Origin of the sequence: Pseudomonas sp. YQ_6 (genome assembly GCF_043103245.1) — a bacterium.
GTDB lineage: Bacteria > Pseudomonadota > Gammaproteobacteria > Pseudomonadales > Pseudomonadaceae > Aquipseudomonas > Aquipseudomonas alloputida.
In genome coordinates this window covers 57286-71896 of the sequence record NZ_JBICJR010000068.1, presented here as the reverse complement: position 1 = coordinate 71896, position 14611 = coordinate 57286, and the positions used below count along the sequence as shown (strand labels likewise).

General features: G+C 65.0%; 11 protein-coding genes. 4 read left to right on the top strand and 7 right to left on the bottom strand.

What is annotated here, in order from left to right; translation table 11 throughout:
• Positions 1-14 precede the first annotated feature (14 nt).
• The 3 genes from ACF8FG_RS23425 to ACF8FG_RS23415 are packed head-to-tail and all read right to left on the bottom strand — an operon-like array spanning position 15 to position 2880.
• Positions 15-341: an NIPSNAP family protein gene (locus ACF8FG_RS23425; protein ID WP_004374204.1), complete on the bottom strand. Its 327-nt coding sequence runs from the start codon at positions 339-341 to the stop codon at positions 15-17.
• Positions 341-2056 (bottom strand): FAD-dependent oxidoreductase, encoded by a 1716-nt coding sequence (locus ACF8FG_RS23420; RefSeq protein WP_119713794.1) that lies wholly within the window; start codon positions 2054-2056, stop codon positions 341-343. Before ACF8FG_RS23420 ends, ACF8FG_RS23425 begins: the two co-directional genes overlap by 1 nt.
• The gene (locus ACF8FG_RS23415) at positions 2053-2880 is read right to left on the bottom strand and encodes an SDR family NAD(P)-dependent oxidoreductase (RefSeq protein WP_004374198.1); all 828 of its coding nucleotides are present in this window, start codon (positions 2878-2880) and stop codon (positions 2053-2055) included. The genes ACF8FG_RS23420 and ACF8FG_RS23415 overlap by 4 nt, the downstream gene beginning before the upstream one ends.
• A gap of 176 nt (positions 2881-3056) precedes the next feature.
• Here ACF8FG_RS23415 and ACF8FG_RS23410 point away from each other — a divergent pair, with 176 nt between their 5' ends.
• On the top strand, positions 3057-3929 hold the full coding sequence (locus ACF8FG_RS23410) for a helix-turn-helix domain-containing protein (RefSeq protein ID WP_135198491.1): 873 nt from the start codon (positions 3057-3059) through the stop codon (positions 3927-3929).
• Between the two features lie 78 nt (positions 3930-4007).
• Here ACF8FG_RS23410 and ACF8FG_RS23405 read toward each other — a convergent pair whose 3' ends face one another.
• The 4 genes from ACF8FG_RS23405 to ACF8FG_RS23390 all read right to left on the bottom strand — a co-directional run bounded on the left by ACF8FG_RS23405 (position 4008) and on the right by ACF8FG_RS23390 (position 8869).
• Complete coding sequence (locus tag ACF8FG_RS23405; protein WP_076403033.1) at positions 4008-4781, bottom strand: IclR family transcriptional regulator; 774 nt, start codon at positions 4779-4781, stop codon at positions 4008-4010.
• Between the two features lie 64 nt (positions 4782-4845).
• Positions 4846-6303, bottom strand: a complete 1458-nt coding sequence (locus ACF8FG_RS23400; RefSeq protein ID WP_019438456.1) for an amidase — start codon at positions 6301-6303, stop codon at positions 4846-4848.
• On the bottom strand, positions 6300-7610 hold the full coding sequence (locus ACF8FG_RS23395) for a citrate-proton symporter (RefSeq protein WP_119713795.1): 1311 nt from the start codon (positions 7608-7610) through the stop codon (positions 6300-6302). The genes ACF8FG_RS23400 and ACF8FG_RS23395 overlap by 4 nt, the downstream gene beginning before the upstream one ends.
• Positions 7611-7693: 83 nt before the next feature.
• Positions 7694-8869, bottom strand: a complete 1176-nt coding sequence (locus ACF8FG_RS23390) for a M20 aminoacylase family protein (RefSeq protein WP_014591059.1) — start codon at positions 8867-8869, stop codon at positions 7694-7696.
• A gap of 269 nt (positions 8870-9138) precedes the next feature.
• On the opposite strand from ACF8FG_RS23390, the gene ACF8FG_RS23385 reads away from it, so the two are divergent.
• From ACF8FG_RS23385 to ACF8FG_RS23375, 3 genes are all read left to right on the top strand, one after another.
• Positions 9139-11655, top strand: a complete 2517-nt coding sequence (locus ACF8FG_RS23385) for an excinuclease ABC subunit UvrA (RefSeq protein ID WP_318077823.1) — start codon at positions 9139-9141, stop codon at positions 11653-11655.
• A gap of 84 nt (positions 11656-11739) precedes the next feature.
• The gene (locus tag ACF8FG_RS23380; protein WP_014591061.1) at positions 11740-13389 is read left to right on the top strand and encodes an MFS transporter; all 1650 of its coding nucleotides are present in this window, start codon (positions 11740-11742) and stop codon (positions 13387-13389) included.
• On the top strand, positions 13386-14519 hold the full coding sequence (locus ACF8FG_RS23375) for an HlyD family secretion protein (protein WP_392519250.1): 1134 nt from the start codon (positions 13386-13388) through the stop codon (positions 14517-14519). Before ACF8FG_RS23380 ends, ACF8FG_RS23375 begins: the two co-directional genes overlap by 4 nt.
• Positions 14520-14611 lie beyond the last annotated feature (92 nt).

Genomic DNA, 14611 nt, shown 5'->3' with positions numbered 1-14611 from the left:
TGTTTGTCGCAGCCCTAGTGGAAAAGGCTGGGTAAGCGCACAGGCCTTATGATGCGTGTTTCCTGAGCCACCACCAGGTCGCGGGTGGCATGCAGGTACGCGGCAAAGTCCGGGTCGGCATCCCGCGCTGCGCTGCGCTTCTCGAAGTCATCGAGGCTGTCATAGCCCCACAAGTGCACCACCTGGTTCAACGGCCCGATGCTGCTGGTGTAAAACGCCAGGGGTGCACCGAGGTGGCGCAGCAGGATCGGCATCGCCAGCTGGTCGAACGCCTCGAGAAAGGCCGCCATGCCGCGTGGGCGAATCGTGTAGATGCGGTGGTCGACCACAGGCTTGTCCATCACGCCACCTCCCGTGCGTTGCCCGCCGCCAGCCCCTGCTCGACACCCGCCAGATGGCGCCCGGTGATGTAGGCAAAGGTCATGATCGGCCCCAGGGTGATGCCCGCCCCGGGGTAGTTGCCGCCCATGATGCTGGCGCGGTCGTTACCCACCGCATACAGGCCGTCGATGACTTGCCCGTCGGCCGCCAACACTTCACCGGTCACACGGGTGCGCAGCCCGTCGAAAGTGCCCAGATCGCCCATGATCACTTTCACGGCAAAGTACGGTCCCTCGCCAACCGGCGCTACGCACGGGTTGGGTTGTTGCTGCGGGTCGGCCAGGTAGCGATTGAAGCTGGTGCTGCCGCGGCCGAACTGACGGTCTTCACCGTGGACAGCGCCAAGGTTGTACTCGCGCACAGTCTGCTCCAGCCCTTGCGCATCGATACCGGCCTTGCCGGCCAACTCCGCCAGGGTCTGGCCCTTGAGCAGGTAACCGTTGCGCAGCAATGGCCCCAGCGGCATCGGCGCAGGCTTGGCAAAGCCCAGCCCGTATTTGGCCAGTGTGCGGCGGTCGCACACCAGCCACATGGCGGTTTCTGCCTGGTCGGAACACGCCTCGATCAGCGCTGCGCCTACGTCGTGGTAGGCATTCGACTCGTTGGTGAATCGCTGCCCCGAACGCAGCACGCCGATCACACCCGGCTTGTAGCGGTCGAGCAAATGCGGAAAGGCAATATGCCGCCCACCACCCACCGGCACCTTCGACACCGGCATCCAGGCTGCAGGTGCCTGCAGGCAGATATCGACCTTTGCTCCCAGCGCCTCGGCCATGCGCGCACCATCGCCGGTGTTGCCCGCTGGCACCGGTGAAAAATGCTCGCCGCCACGCCGTACATGCGGGTAGGCCTGGCGCAGCCGTTGCAGGTCATGGGAGAAACCGCCACAGGCCAGCACCACCCCGCGCCGGGCCTCGATGCGCTGCTCGCTGCCGGCCTGCCCGGTCACCGCCCCCACTACCCGCGCCCCTTCGCGCAGCAACTGCCGCGCCGGGGTGCCTGTGAGAATCGGAATGCCCAGGTCCAGTGCCGAGCGTACCAGCCTTGCCGCCAGGGCATTGCCACTGGTGACCTGGGTGCCGCGTCGGTACAAGGCCAGCTCCTTCAAATGGGTCAGCAGGCGTTTGGCCACGTAGGCGAACGAGGTCAACGAACGGGTGACATTGAAGAAGTGCTTGAGGTCGGCATTCGACGAATTGAACATCATGCCGATGAAGGTGATGGTCTTCAGCGGCGGGCGCAGCCGCGCCATGTCGGGCCCCAGACCACGGATGTCGTAAGGTGCGGCCAGTATCGAGCGGCCCACATCGACGCCGCCTTCCACCTGCGGGTGATAATCTGGGTACAGCGTGGGCACGAACTTGACTGCCGTCTCGCGCTCGAAAAACTCAACCATCTGCGGCGCGTAGCGCAAGAATGCCTCCACCCCGGCCGCATCGAAGCAGGCACCGGTTTCGTTGCGCAGGTAGGTCATGGCCGCTGCTTGGCTGTCATTGCCCCCGTGCCGGGTGCCCGGCACCCACAATACGCCGCCGGAAAACGCCGTGGTGCCGCCGAAGCACTCCTCCTTTTCGATGACGATCACATCCAGGCCAAGCTTTTTCGCCGTGATGGCTGTCGCCAGGCCGCCAGCACCCGCACCGATGACCAGTACATCGCAGCTACGCGTATTCATTGGCCTGCCCCCTCGAAGCCAGGGCGCGGGATCAATGCCATGGGCATGCTTTCCAGTCCGCCATCCACGGTCAGTTCGGCGCCGTTGATATAGTCGGCGCGGCGGCTGGCCAGAAACAGCACAGCTTCGGCGATGTCTTGCGGCTCACCGATGCGCTGGTTGGCGGTCATGGCGCTACGCCGGCGCTCCACCTGTGGGTCGGCATAGAACGCCGCCGACAATGGCGTGCGGATCAAACCCGGGCATACGGCGTTGCTGCGCACACCGCGTGGCCCCCATTCCACGGCAATCTGCCGCGACAACATGCTGACGCCTGCCTTCGCCGCGCTGTAGGCCCCGCTGTTGGGTTGCGGGTAATGGGCTGCAATCGAGGCCACATGCACGATACGGCCCTGGCCGCAGTCCAGCATGGAACGGCCAAAGGCCTGGGCACACAAGAGGTAGCCACTGAGGTTGACCGCCAGCACCTGGTTCCATTGTTCCAGGCTTAGCGTGTCCAGCGCACCGGGGCGCAGCACGCTCGCATTGTTGACCAGTACATCGCAGCGCCCATGCAGCGCCTGTACCTGGGCCGCAGCCTGCTCCACGCTGGCCGGGTCGGCAATGTCGCAGGCCAGTGCACTGACTTCGCCTGCACTGTGTTCCCCCAGGGTGGCCGCCAGTTCGCGGCATTTGTCCAAATCGCGGTCAAGCAGCACCACGTGGGCCTGCTGCTCCACCAAGGCTGCGGCCAACGCTGCGCCAATGCCGCCGGCCGCGCCGGTCACCACGCATACGGCCGACTCCAGGCCTAGCCACTGAGAAAGGATCTTGTTGTTGTGCATGCTGTTCTCCAGAGCGTTGCTTGTTCTGGGCAACAGGCTATGGCCGGCAGGCCCACCGGCAGAATGGACAAAACCTGCAACCAGCCCCACATTCCCGTCAATTTGCCCACTGCGCCCTGAAGCCTGCGTGCAGCTATGGCACAGTAGCGGGCAGTGAACAGAACAATTACAACACCATGAACAAGATCCCCAATTACGCCCTGTACGGTGAAACCGCGCAGCCGGTGTGGCACGAAGCCTTGCATGTGGAGCAGATATCCCAGCGCTCTGGCGCGCACAACTGGGAGATTGCCGCACACCGTCACGAAGGCTTGCTGCAGCTGTTGTACCTGCAAAGCGGTGGCGGCGAGGTGCTGTTCGACAGTGACCGGTTTCAGGTTCATGCGCCCTGCGTGGTGTACGTCCCGGCGCAGGTGGTGCATGGTTTTCATTGGGCCAGCCAGGTAGAAGGCCAGGTAATCACGGCTGCGCAGCACCCGCTGGATAGCATCGCCCAGGTGCTGGCACCCAGCGTGCTGGTGCAACTGCGCAAACCACAGGTGATTGCCCTGCCCCACTGGGCCGCCGATGAAGACCCGTTGTTGCCCCTGTTTCGGGCCCTGCGCGAGGAATACCACAACCGCGCCCGCGAGCATGTGGCCAGCAGCATGGCGCTATTGCTGGCACTGATGATCCATGTCCTGCGCCATGAGCCGTACATACCCGCGGGTGAGCAGCGCCCAGTATCAAGACGCAGCCAGCAACTGACGGCTTTTCGCGAGCTGGTAGACATGCACTACCGCGCGCACTGGCCACTGGCGGAATACGCCGCCGAGTTGGGCATGACCCTGGTGACGTTGGGGCGGTTGTGCCAGGAACACCTGGGCATGACGCCGATGAATGTGATCAATGCCCGACTGGTGCTGGAGGCCAAGCGCATGCTCGGGCATTCGAGCCTGAGCGTGAAAGAGATCGCTCATGAACTGGGGTTTGCCGATGTCGGGTATTTCAGCCGGTTCTTTCGCAAGCAGGCTGGGGTGAGCCCTAGCGGATTTCGGGAGGGCCAGTAACGCCCCGCAGGCTCTGTGGGCATTACTGGCAATGCACGCGTCTGTGGCTTACCCGCGAAGAAACCCGTGCAGGAAACATCAAACAGCCAAGGCCCGCTGCACTTCCCCCACCGTGGTCGCCAAACTGCTCAGGTGCTGGCTCGACACCCGCTCCACCGGCGCCTGATCCAGCGGCCATTGCAAGGCAATGCTGCCGACCAGGCGCCCTTCGGCATGTACCGGCAAGGCAATGGCGCGGATCAGGAACGGCAGGCGCACCGGGTATTCCCAGTAGCCCTCGGTGCGCTGACCAAAGCCCTTGTGCGCTTGCTCTTCGATATCGCGCAACAACCCGTCATCACCCAGCCGCTCATGGGCCGCCAGGCGCTGCACTTCGTCCACCGCCAGCTCCCCCAGGCACGCCCGCCCCATCGCCGAATGAAACAGGCTGGCATGCTGCCCAACAATCTGACTGGTGTGCGGATAGCGCTTGCGCAGCACCTGGGGAATGGCGCTTTCCATCACCTCCAGCCGCTGGCCGTCGAAACACGACAGGTCAGCGACCAGCCCGGTGCGCTCACTCAGCTCCAGCAGCATGGGCGCTGCGCTTTCCACCAGGCGCCGCTTGAAACGCAACTGGCGGTCACCGAACAGGCGTCGCGCGCACAGCCGGTAGCGCCGGTCGGCAAGGCCGCGGTACACCCAGCCTTGCGCCTGCAAGGTGGCGATCATGCGCGACACCGTGGCCTTGGGCAGCGCCGTCAGGTAGTGCAGTTCTTCCAGGCCCAACGCCTGGTGCTCGCCCAGCAGGTCGACAATGGCCAGTGCCCGCTCCACCGAACGCACGCCGCCGCTGTCTGCCGTGATGCCCATGGGTATGACCTCCTTGTAGCGGGATGGTCAGGATAGCCAGCAAGATCCGCGCCTGCCCATGCTTTCATGGCGCAAGCAGGCTTTGTGGCGGGCAGCGCGCCACCCAGCGGGTGAGCTGTTCATGGGCATATGCCAGCTGCAACACGGCATGGTCGGCCTGCGCCGGGCCGATGATTTGCAGGCCCATGGGCAACCCGGCGGCATTGAACCCCACCGGCACGCTGATGCTCGGCAAACCGGCCAGGGTCGGCCCGATCACCACTTCCATCCAGCGGTGGTAGGTGTCCATTGCCCGCCCCCCAACCACCGTCGGCCATGGCTGGCGTGCATCGAAAGGGAACACCTGGGCCGAGGGCAACAGCAGAAAGTCGTAACGCTCGAACAGCTTGCCCATGGCGCGGTACCAGTCGCTGCGGTCCAACGAAGCCTGGTACAGCGCCGCCGCACTCAGCTGCAAGCCACCTTCCACCTCCCACTGTGCTTCGGGCTTGAGCAATGCGCGCTTGCCGGGGTCGGCATAGGCTGCGCCGAGGTTGCCATGCACCAGGAAGTGGCGGTGGGTCAGCCAGCATTGCCACAAGCGCGCCAGGTCGAATGCCGGCTGGCAGGCCTCGACCTGGCAGCCCAGCTCGGCAAAGTCGGCCAGCGCCGACTCGCACAGGCTCATTACCCCGTCATCCATCGGCAGATAGCCGTTGTAGTCGCCCAGCCAGCCCACCCGTACACCGCGAAAATCGCGCGGCAAGCCAACGGCAAAATCGCGCCGGCCTTCACTTAGCGACAGCGGCGCCCGCGCATCAACACCCGCCTGTATCGACAGCAGCCGCGCCACGTCGACCACACTGCGGCCCATCGGCCCTTCTGTGGCCAGCTGCTGCACGAACAGCTCGGGCGCCGGCCCATGCGGCACGCGGCCCTGCGATGGGCGCAGGCCGAACAGGTTATTGAACGCCGCCGGGTTGCGCAGCGAGCCCATCATGTCGCTGCCGTCGGCCACCGGCAGCAAGCGCATGGCCAGCGCCGCTGCAGCCCCACCGCTGCTGCCACCCGCCACCCGCGACGGGTCGTAGGCGTTGGTGGTGGTGCCAAACAAGGGGTTGTAGCTTTGCGAGCCCAGGCCAAACTCGGGCACATTGCTCTTGCCCATGATCAATGCCCCGCTCGCCCGCACCCGCGCCACGCTGATCGCATCCTGCTCGGGTACCTGCTCGGCAAACAGCGGCGAGCCGAGCGTGGTACGCAGCCCGGCCGTGGCGGCGAGGTCCTTGATTGCCTGCGGCATGCCATGCATCCAGCCGCGCGAATGGCCACAGGCCAGTTCGCGGTCACGCGTCTCGGCCTCGGCCAGCAGCACTTCGGCCGGGCGCAGCGAGACCAGTGCATTGACCTGCCGATTGAAGCGCTCCACATGCCCCAGGTAGGCCTGCATCACCTCCCGGCATGACAACTGGCGGGCATGGATGGCCTGGGACAGTGCCTCGGCATCGAGGGCAACAATGGGGTCGATGGCTAGCGGCTTCACGGTTTTACTCCAAGGTTGAAGGCGGCAGGCTTGACTGCCCGCGGTGCTTCTTTCAGGCAATAGGTGCCCAGCAATGTCAGCAGGCAGGCAAACAGCACGTAGAACGCCGGCGCCACCGGGGTGCCGAGCACCTGGGTGAGCCAGGTCACGATCAACGGGGCAAAGCCACCGAACACCATCACCGCCACGTTGTAGGCCACCGACACGCCGGTGGAACGCACCTGGACCGGGAACTGTTCGGCCAGGGCAGTAGGTGCCGGGCCGAAGAAACCACCGATGGCCGTGCACAACAGCAGTTGCATGACCAACAGGCGCTCTAGTGAAGGCGCAGCGGCCACCCACACATACAGTGGGTAGACCATCACGAAGAACGCCAGGGTGAAGGCCATCAGCACCGGGCGCCGCCCCAGCCGGTCAGACAGCGCCCCGGACAACGGAATCACGAGGGTCATCAGCCCCACGGCGAGCATCTGCACCAGCAGCACCTGGTCCAGCGGCAGGCCTAGGCTTTTGTGGGCGAAGGTCGGCATGTTCACCAGCACCACGTAGAACGATACCGTGGCGCCGCAGGCCAACCCCATCGACACCAGCAGGCTGCGCCGGTGTTCACGCAGCACCTGCCACAGGCTGGGCGACTGGCCCTTGGCATGGCGACGCGCCTCGACAAACGCCTCAGGCTCCTCCATATGCTTGCGAATCCACAGCCCGACCGGCCCGATCAGCAGGCCCAGCACGAACGGGATGCGCCAGCCCCAGCTGTCCAGCGCCTCAGGCGAGCACAGGTGGGTAACCAACGCCACCATTGCCGCCCCGGCAAACACCGCCAGGCACTGCCCTACCAATTGCCACGAACCATACAGGCCCTTGCGGTGGGCAGGTGCGCTTTCCACCAGAAATGCCGTGGCGCTGGCATATTCACCACCGGTGGCAAAGCCTTGCAGCATGCGCGCCACCACGATCAGCAGCGGCGCAGCCATGCCGATGGCCAGGTAGTCGGGCGCGAAGGCGATCATGGCGATGGACACGGTCATCAGGCGGATGATCATCTGCATGGCCGCCTTGCGGCCCTTGCGGTCGGAATACATGCCCAGCAGCACGCCGCCCACCGGGCGCATGAAAAACCCGACGCCGAAGGTGGCAAGGGCCATCAGCAGCGAGGCGTACGCGTCGTCGGACGGGAAGAACTGCCGGGCGATGATGCTGGCCAGAAAGCCATACACGATAAAGTCATACCATTCCAGGGCGTTGCCGATAACGGCGGCCACCACTTGCCGGGTACGCGACACGCCGGTGCTCGAAGTCTGCATAGGGAACACTCCACACAATGATTGGGTGATCGCCCAGGCGCAGTCGCGCCCGGGTTCCAGCGGCAGTGGTCAAAAAGGGACAATCAGGCAGGTGCCAGCCAGCGCTCTGCCAGCGCGCCCCAGTAGGCGGCGCCGGTCAGCAGGATGTCGTCGTTGAAGTCGTAGGCCGGGTTGTGCACCATCGGCCGGGATACACCATTGCCGATGAACAGGTAGGCCCCCGGGCAGCGCTGCAGCATCCAGGCGAAGTCTTCGCTGCCCATCAGCTTGCGGGTGTTGCCATCCACTGCCTGGGCGCCCAGCAACTCGACCCCTACCTGGGTGGCAAAGGCGTTTTCAGCGGCATGGTTAACCAGCACCGGGTAGGCCGGGCGGTGCTCGATGCTGGCGCGGCAACCAAAGCTCTCGGCCTGACTGACGATGATTGCCCGCACCCGCTCAAGGGCCTGCGCCCGCACCTCGGCGTTCAGCGCGCGCAGGCTAAGGCGCAACAGCGCCTGTTGCGGAATCACGTTGGCCGCTTCGCCGGCCTGCAACGCGCCGACGGTGACCACTGCCGCCTCCTGCGCATCGATATTGCGCGCCACCACGGTTTGCAGCGCCATCACCACACTGGCGGCCGCCACCAGCGGGTCGACGGTCAGGTGCGGCATCGAGCCATGGCCACCCACCCCGTCCAGGGTCACCGTCAGCAGGTCTTGCGAAGCCATCATCGGCCCTTCACGAAACCCCAGGTGCCCGGCCGGCAGCCCTGGCATGTTGTGCATGCCGAATAGCGCATCACATGGGAAGCGCTCCAGCAGGCCGTCGGCCAGCATCGCCTCGGCCCCGCCCTGGCCCTCCTCGGCCGGCTGGAAGATCAGTATCAGCGTGCCGTCGAACTGCCGGGTTGCCGCCAGGTAGCGCGCGGCGCCAAGCAGCATGGTGGTGTGCCCGTCATGACCACAGGCGTGCATGCAGCCTGGGTGGTGGCTGCTGTATGCCGCGCCCGTTGCTTCGTGGATGGGCAGCGCGTCCATGTCGGCGCGCAGGCCCAGCCGGCGGGGGCTACTGCCATTGCGCAGCACGCCGACCACGCCGGTCTTGCCGATACCGGTGTGCACTTCATAGCCCCATTCCTCCAGCAGTCGGGCGACCAATGCCGAGGTGCGGCTTTCTTCAAAGCCCAATTCCGGGTGAGCGTGGATATCGTGACGGATCGCGTGCAGGTCGCTGGCCACGTCGGCGAGCCAGGCCTGGATATGCTGATGTCGGGACATGTGGAGTCTCCTCGCGCGGGTGGTTTCCCGTTCTTGTTGTTCGCCTTCAGGTCACGACAGGTGAGGCAGGTCGTGCTTGGCTCACAGATAAGCGCGAGTGACGCGGGATCACAAACGAATGTGGTTCCGCCCAGCGGAACCAGTCGGAGAGAGAAAGCTGTGTCAGCAAGGGAGCGCTCAACATTCGGAATGTTTGCGCGCCTTTTGGAGGGCCGCTGCAGTTGCTGTTACCTTGGGCTCACTGCTCAGCTTCAGACAAGGACTGCTTCATGCCTCCAAGCCCGACCACCCCAAGCGGTTTCATCCGCGTCCGTGGCGCCCGCGAGCACAACCTGAAGAACATTGATGTCGATATCCCCCGCGACGCCTTGGTGGTGTTCACCGGCGTGTCTGGCTCGGGCAAGTCTTCGCTGGCATTCTCCACGCTGTATGCCGAAGCCCAGCGCCGCTATTTCGAATCGGTCGCGCCCTATGCCCGGCGCCTGATCGACCAGGTTGGCGTGCCGGATGTGGATGCCATCGATGGCCTGCCGCCGGCGGTGGCCCTGCAGCAGCAACGCGGCACGCCGAGTGCACGCTCCTCGGTGGGTAGCGTGACCACCTTGTCCAGTTCGATCCGAATGCTTTACTCCCGCGCAGGCCATTACCCGGCCGGGCAAGCGATGCTGTACGCCGAAGACTTTTCTCCGAACACGCCCCAGGGCGCTTGCCCGCAGTGCCATGGCCTGGGCCGTGTCTACGAGGTGACCGAAGCGACCATGGTTCCCGACCCGTCGCTGACCATCCGTGAGCGTGCGGTGGCGGCGTGGCCAATGGCGTGGCAAGGGCAAAACCTGCGCGACATCCTGGTCACGCTGGGCTATGACGTCGATATCCCTTGGCGCGACCTGCCTCAGGCGCAGCGCGACTGGATCCTGTTCACTGAAGAGACGCCCAGCGCCCCCGTGTATGCCGGCCTGACCCCGGCGCAGACCCGCGAAGCGCTCAAGCGCAAGCTGGAGCCCAGCTATCAAGGCACGTTCATGGGTGCCCGGCGTTACGTGCTGCATACCTTCATGCACTCGCAGAGCGCGCAGATGCGCAAGCGTGTGGCCCAGTATATGCGCCCCAGCCCCTGCCCGCTGTGCCAGGGCAAACGCCTGAAGCGCGAAGCGCTGAGCGTGACCTTCGCCGGGCTGGACATCGCCGAACTGTCGCACCTGTCGTTGCAGGCGCTGGCCGAGGTGTTCCGCAAGGTGGCGGCAGCCGACTACCTGACCCGGCAGCAGGACGAGCTGACACTGGAAAAACGCCTGGCGGCCCAACGCATCGCCAACGAGCTGCTCGAACGCATTGATACGCTGCTTGACCTCGGCCTCGGTTACCTGGCCCTGGAGCGCAGCACCCCGACCTTGTCTTCTGGGGAACTGCAACGCCTGCGCCTGGCCACCCAGCTGAATTCGCAGCTGTTTGGCGTGGTTTACGTACTCGACGAGCCGTCGGCCGGCTTGCACCCGGCCGACAGTGAAGCGCTGTTCGAAGCCCTGCAGCGCCTGAAACAGGCTGGCAACTCGGTGTATGTGGTGGAGCACGACCTGGACACCATGCGCCGCGCCGACTGGCTGGTGGATGTAGGGCCAGCTGCCGGCGAACACGGCGGCACCATCCTCTACAGCGGGCCGCCTGCCGGCCTGGCCGAGGTGCAACAGTCATGCACCCGCACCTACCTGTTCGATGCACCGGTACAGCCCACACGCGCCCCCCGCCAGCCCCGCGACTGGCTGAAGCTTGAAGGCATCACGCGCAATAACCTCGATAACCTGAGCGCTGCATTTCCGCTGGGCTGCTTTACCGCCGTTACCGGTATTTCCGGCTCGGGCAAATCCAGCCTGGTCAGCCAGGCCCTGCTGGAACTGGTGGGGGCACACCTGGGCCATGCCGAGCAACGTAGCGAGCCCGAAGCGCAGAGCCTGGAAGACGAACCTGAACAGACCAGCAGCGGCCACCTAAGCGCCGGGCTTGGCAGCATCAAGCGGTTGGTGCAGGTTGACCAGAAGCCGATCGGCCGTACGCCGCGCTCCAACCTGGCCACCTACACAGGCCTGTTCGACCACGTGCGCAAACGCTTCGCGGCTACCGAGCAGGCCAAGGCACAGGGCTTCGACGCCGGGCGCTTTTCCTTCAACGTTGCCAAGGGCCGGTGCGCCAACTGCGAGGGAGAGGGTTTCGTCAGCGTCGAGTTGCTGTTCATGCCCAGCGTGTACGCACCCTGCCCGACCTGCCAGGGTGCCCGCTACAACCCCGAAACCCTGGCGGTGAGCTGGCAAGGCATGAACATCGCGCAAGTGCTGCAGTTGACCGTCGACCAGGCCCTGCAGGTTTTTGCCGAGCAACCGCCTGCCCGCCGTTGCCTGCAGGTGCTGCAGGATATCGGCCTGGGCTACTTGCGTCTGGGCCAGCCTGCTACCGAGCTGTCCGGTGGTGAAGCGCAGCGGATCAAGCTGGCGACCGAACTGCAGCGCATGGCCCGCGGGGCGACCCTGTATGTGCTGGATGAGCCCACCAACGGCTTGCACCCGCAGGACATCGACCGGCTGCTGGTACAGCTGAACCGCCTGGTAGAAAGCGGGCATAGCGTGGTGGTGGTCGAACACGACATGCGAGTGGTGGCGCAGAGTGACTGGGTGATCGATATTGGCCCGGGGGCCGGGGATTCCGGGGGCAAGGTGGTGGTCAGCGGCACCCCGCAGGTGGTGGCCGGGTGTAAGGCAAGCCGCACGGCCGAGTTTCTGGCCAAAGCGTTGTAGCGGGCGGCGCTCAATCTCGACACCACCCCAAAAACCAAAGGACGCGCCTAGCAGCATCAAGCGCCGCTAAAGTAAAGTCTGCCGATGGATAAATACGCCCCCCGCCAGTGGCTCCCCCACGAAAAGCCCAGCCTGCCAGGCTCCCCTTCCACGCCCCTGCATTCGCCAGCCAAGCGTCTGGCCTACGGCGTGGTCGGCCTGCTGGTGGCAATCACCGGTGGCCTGGGCAACGCGCTGGTCACCGCCAACCTGGTGTTCCTGCAAGGCGCCCTGGGTGCAACCACCGCGGAAATGGCCTGGCTGCCGGCCGCCTATGTGATGACCAACGTCTCAATCAACCTGCTGTTGGTGAAGTTCCGCCAACAGTTCGGCCTGCGAGCCTTCACCGAAGTGTTCCTGGTGCTGTACGTGCTGGTCACCTTCGCCCACCTGCTGGTCAACGACCTGAACTCTGCCATCGCCGTACGCGCGGCCCACGGCATGGTCGGCGCGGCGCTCAGCTCGCTGGGGCTGTACTACATGATTCAGGCCTTCCCGGCGCAATGGCGGCTCAAGGCCATGGTACTGGGCCTGGGCGCCTCGCAGCTGGCGCTACCGCTGGCACGGATCTTTTCTGAAGACCTTCTGCAAATTGCCGAATGGCGCGGGTTGTACCTGTTCGAGCTGGGCCTGGCACTCACCGCACTGGGTTGCGTACTGCTGCTGAAATTGCCGCCCGGTGACCGTTTTAAAACTTTCGAACCCCTCGACTTCCTGACCTTCACCTTGATCGCCAGCGGTACCGCACTGCTCTGCGCCGTACTGTCACTGGGGCGCATCGACTGGTGGCTGGAGGCGCCGTGGATCGGCGTGGCACTGGCGGCGTCGATCGCGCTGGTCTTCAGCGGCCTGGCCATCGAGCACAATCGCCGCAACCCCTTGTTGATGACCCACTGGTTGGGTAGTGGCGCCATCATACGTCTGGCCCTGTGCGTGGTGCTGATCCGCATGGTGACCTCGGAACAGTCCACCGGCGCGGTCGGTTTCCTGCAGGCGCTGAACATGGGCAGCGAGCAGATGCGCACGCTGTACTGGATCATGCTGTTAGGCGCTGTCACGGGCCTGGCCAGCAGCGCCCTCACCATCAACCCCAACCATTTGGTGATCCCGCTGTTCGTCTCGCTGCTGGCCATGGCCGCCGGCGCCTTCATGGACAGCAGTTCCAGCAACCTCACACGCCCGGCTCAAATGTACTTGAGCCAGTTCCTGCTGGCGTTCGGCAGCACCTTCTTCCTCGGCCCGTCGATGGCCCTGGGCATCAGCCATGTGCGCGCCAACCCGCGCAACCTGGTCAGTTTTTCGGTGTTGTTCGGCATCTGCAACAACCTCGGCGGCCTGATTGGGGCGGCGTTGTTGGGCACCTTCCAGACCTGGCGGGAAAAGTTCCACTCCAGCCACCTGATGGATCGCCTCAGCTACCTGGAACCCCTGGTCAATGCCCGCGTTCAAAGTGGGGGTGCCGGTTACGGCGGCATCATTGCCGACCCTGCCTTGCGCAGTGAAGCCGGCATGCGCCTGCTGGCCAGCGCTGCTACCCGTGAAGCGAACGTCATGGCCTACAACGATGTGTTCGTGCTGATCGGCAGCATCGCTATCCTGACCATGATCTGGATCTGTATCCGCAGTACCTGGCTCTGGCATGTGAAACGTCAGGCCACCCTTACCGACTCTACCCCCGGCGCGCCCACCCGATGACCGACGACACCCGCACCACGACCACCACCGCCATCGCCGAAACCCCGGAGGGCGTCACACCGCCCAGTGAACCAACCAGCCCGGTACGCACGCGGCGGGTGCGCATCCTGTCATCCATCAGCTTCGCCGCCGTGGCGTTGGCCGGCATCCTGTTGGTGCTGTATGCCTGGCGCCTGCCGCCATTCAGCAGCGCCATCGAAAGCACCGAGAACGCCCTGGTGCGGGGCCAGGTGACCATCATCGGCCCGCAGCTCAGCGGCTACGTCGTCGATGTACCGGTGCATGACTTCCAGTTCGTCAAGGCCGGCGACTTGCTGGTGCAACTGGACGACCGTATCTACAAACAACGCCTTGCCCAGGCCAGCGCCCAGCTGCAACAGCAGTTGGCGGCCCTGGCCAACAACCAGCAGCAGCGCAAAAGCGCCGAAACGACCATTGCCCAGCGCCAGGCCGCCATCGGCGATGCTGCGGCCCAGGCGGCCAAGGCCAAGGCTGACCTCGGCCGCAACCAGGCGCTGGTCAACGATGGATCGGTGTCGCGCCGCGACCTGGACCTGGCCCGTGCCAGCGAGGCCGCTGCCGTCGCCAGCCTGGCCCAGGCCAGGGCGGCGCTGGAAATCGCCCGCCAGGACCGTGAGGCCGTGGTGGTCAACCGGGCCGCACTCGAGGCCTCGGTGGAGAACGCCAAGGCCGCCGTGGAGCTGGCACGCATCGACCTCGACAACACCCGCGTCACGGCCCCGCGCGATGGCCAGCTGGGGCAGATCGGCACCCGCCTGGGTGCTTATGTCAACTCCGGCGCGCAGCTCATGGCGCTGGTGCCCGACACCCTTTGGGTGATTGCCAACATGAAGGAAACCCAGATGGCCAATGTGCGTATCGGCCAGCCCGTGAGCTTTACCGTAGACGCGCTGAACCACCGGAAGCTACGGGGCCATGTGCAGCAGATTTCGCCGGCCACCGGCTCTGAATTCGCCTTGCTGCAGGCGGACAACGCCACTGGCAACTTCGTCAAGATCGCCCAGCGCATACCGGTGCGCATCACGGTGGATGCCGACCAGCCGACTGCCAGGCATCTGCGCCCAGGGATGTCGGTGGTGGTCAGTATCGATACCCGGGGCGAACAGTGATGTAACCCCGGCAGCCCCTGCAGGGATGCCGTCGTGCCACGATTGCACCGCTCTAACCCGTGGGTTTTAATCGCGCACGATCCGTCGCCAAG

Excerpts from the sequence above, each read along its gene's own strand:
- ACF8FG_RS23425 (WP_004374204.1), bottom strand. The coding sequence starts at position 341 with ATGGACAAGCCTGTGGTCGACCACCGCATCTACACGATTCGCCCACGC.
- ACF8FG_RS23410 (WP_135198491.1), top strand. The coding sequence starts at position 3,057 with ATGAACAAGATCCCCAATTACGCCCTGTACGGTGAAACCGCGCAGCCG.
- ACF8FG_RS23385 (WP_318077823.1), top strand. The coding sequence starts at position 9,139 with ATGCCTCCAAGCCCGACCACCCCAAGCGGTTTCATCCGCGTCCGTGGC.
- ACF8FG_RS23380 (WP_014591061.1), top strand. The coding sequence starts at position 11,740 with ATGGATAAATACGCCCCCCGCCAGTGGCTCCCCCACGAAAAGCCCAGC.
- ACF8FG_RS23395 (WP_119713795.1), bottom strand. The coding sequence starts at position 7,610 with ATGCAGACTTCGAGCACCGGCGTGTCGCGTACCCGGCAAGTGGTGGCC.
- ACF8FG_RS23375 (WP_392519250.1), top strand. The coding sequence starts at position 13,386 with ATGACCGACGACACCCGCACCACGACCACCACCGCCATCGCCGAAACC.
- ACF8FG_RS23415 (WP_004374198.1), bottom strand. The coding sequence starts at position 2,880 with ATGCACAACAACAAGATCCTTTCTCAGTGGCTAGGCCTGGAGTCGGCC.
- ACF8FG_RS23420 (WP_119713794.1), bottom strand. The coding sequence starts at position 2,056 with ATGAATACGCGTAGCTGCGATGTACTGGTCATCGGTGCGGGTGCTGGC.
- ACF8FG_RS23390 (WP_014591059.1), bottom strand. The coding sequence starts at position 8,869 with ATGTCCCGACATCAGCATATCCAGGCCTGGCTCGCCGACGTGGCCAGC.
- ACF8FG_RS23405 (WP_076403033.1), bottom strand. The coding sequence starts at position 4,781 with ATGGGCATCACGGCAGACAGCGGCGGCGTGCGTTCGGTGGAGCGGGCA.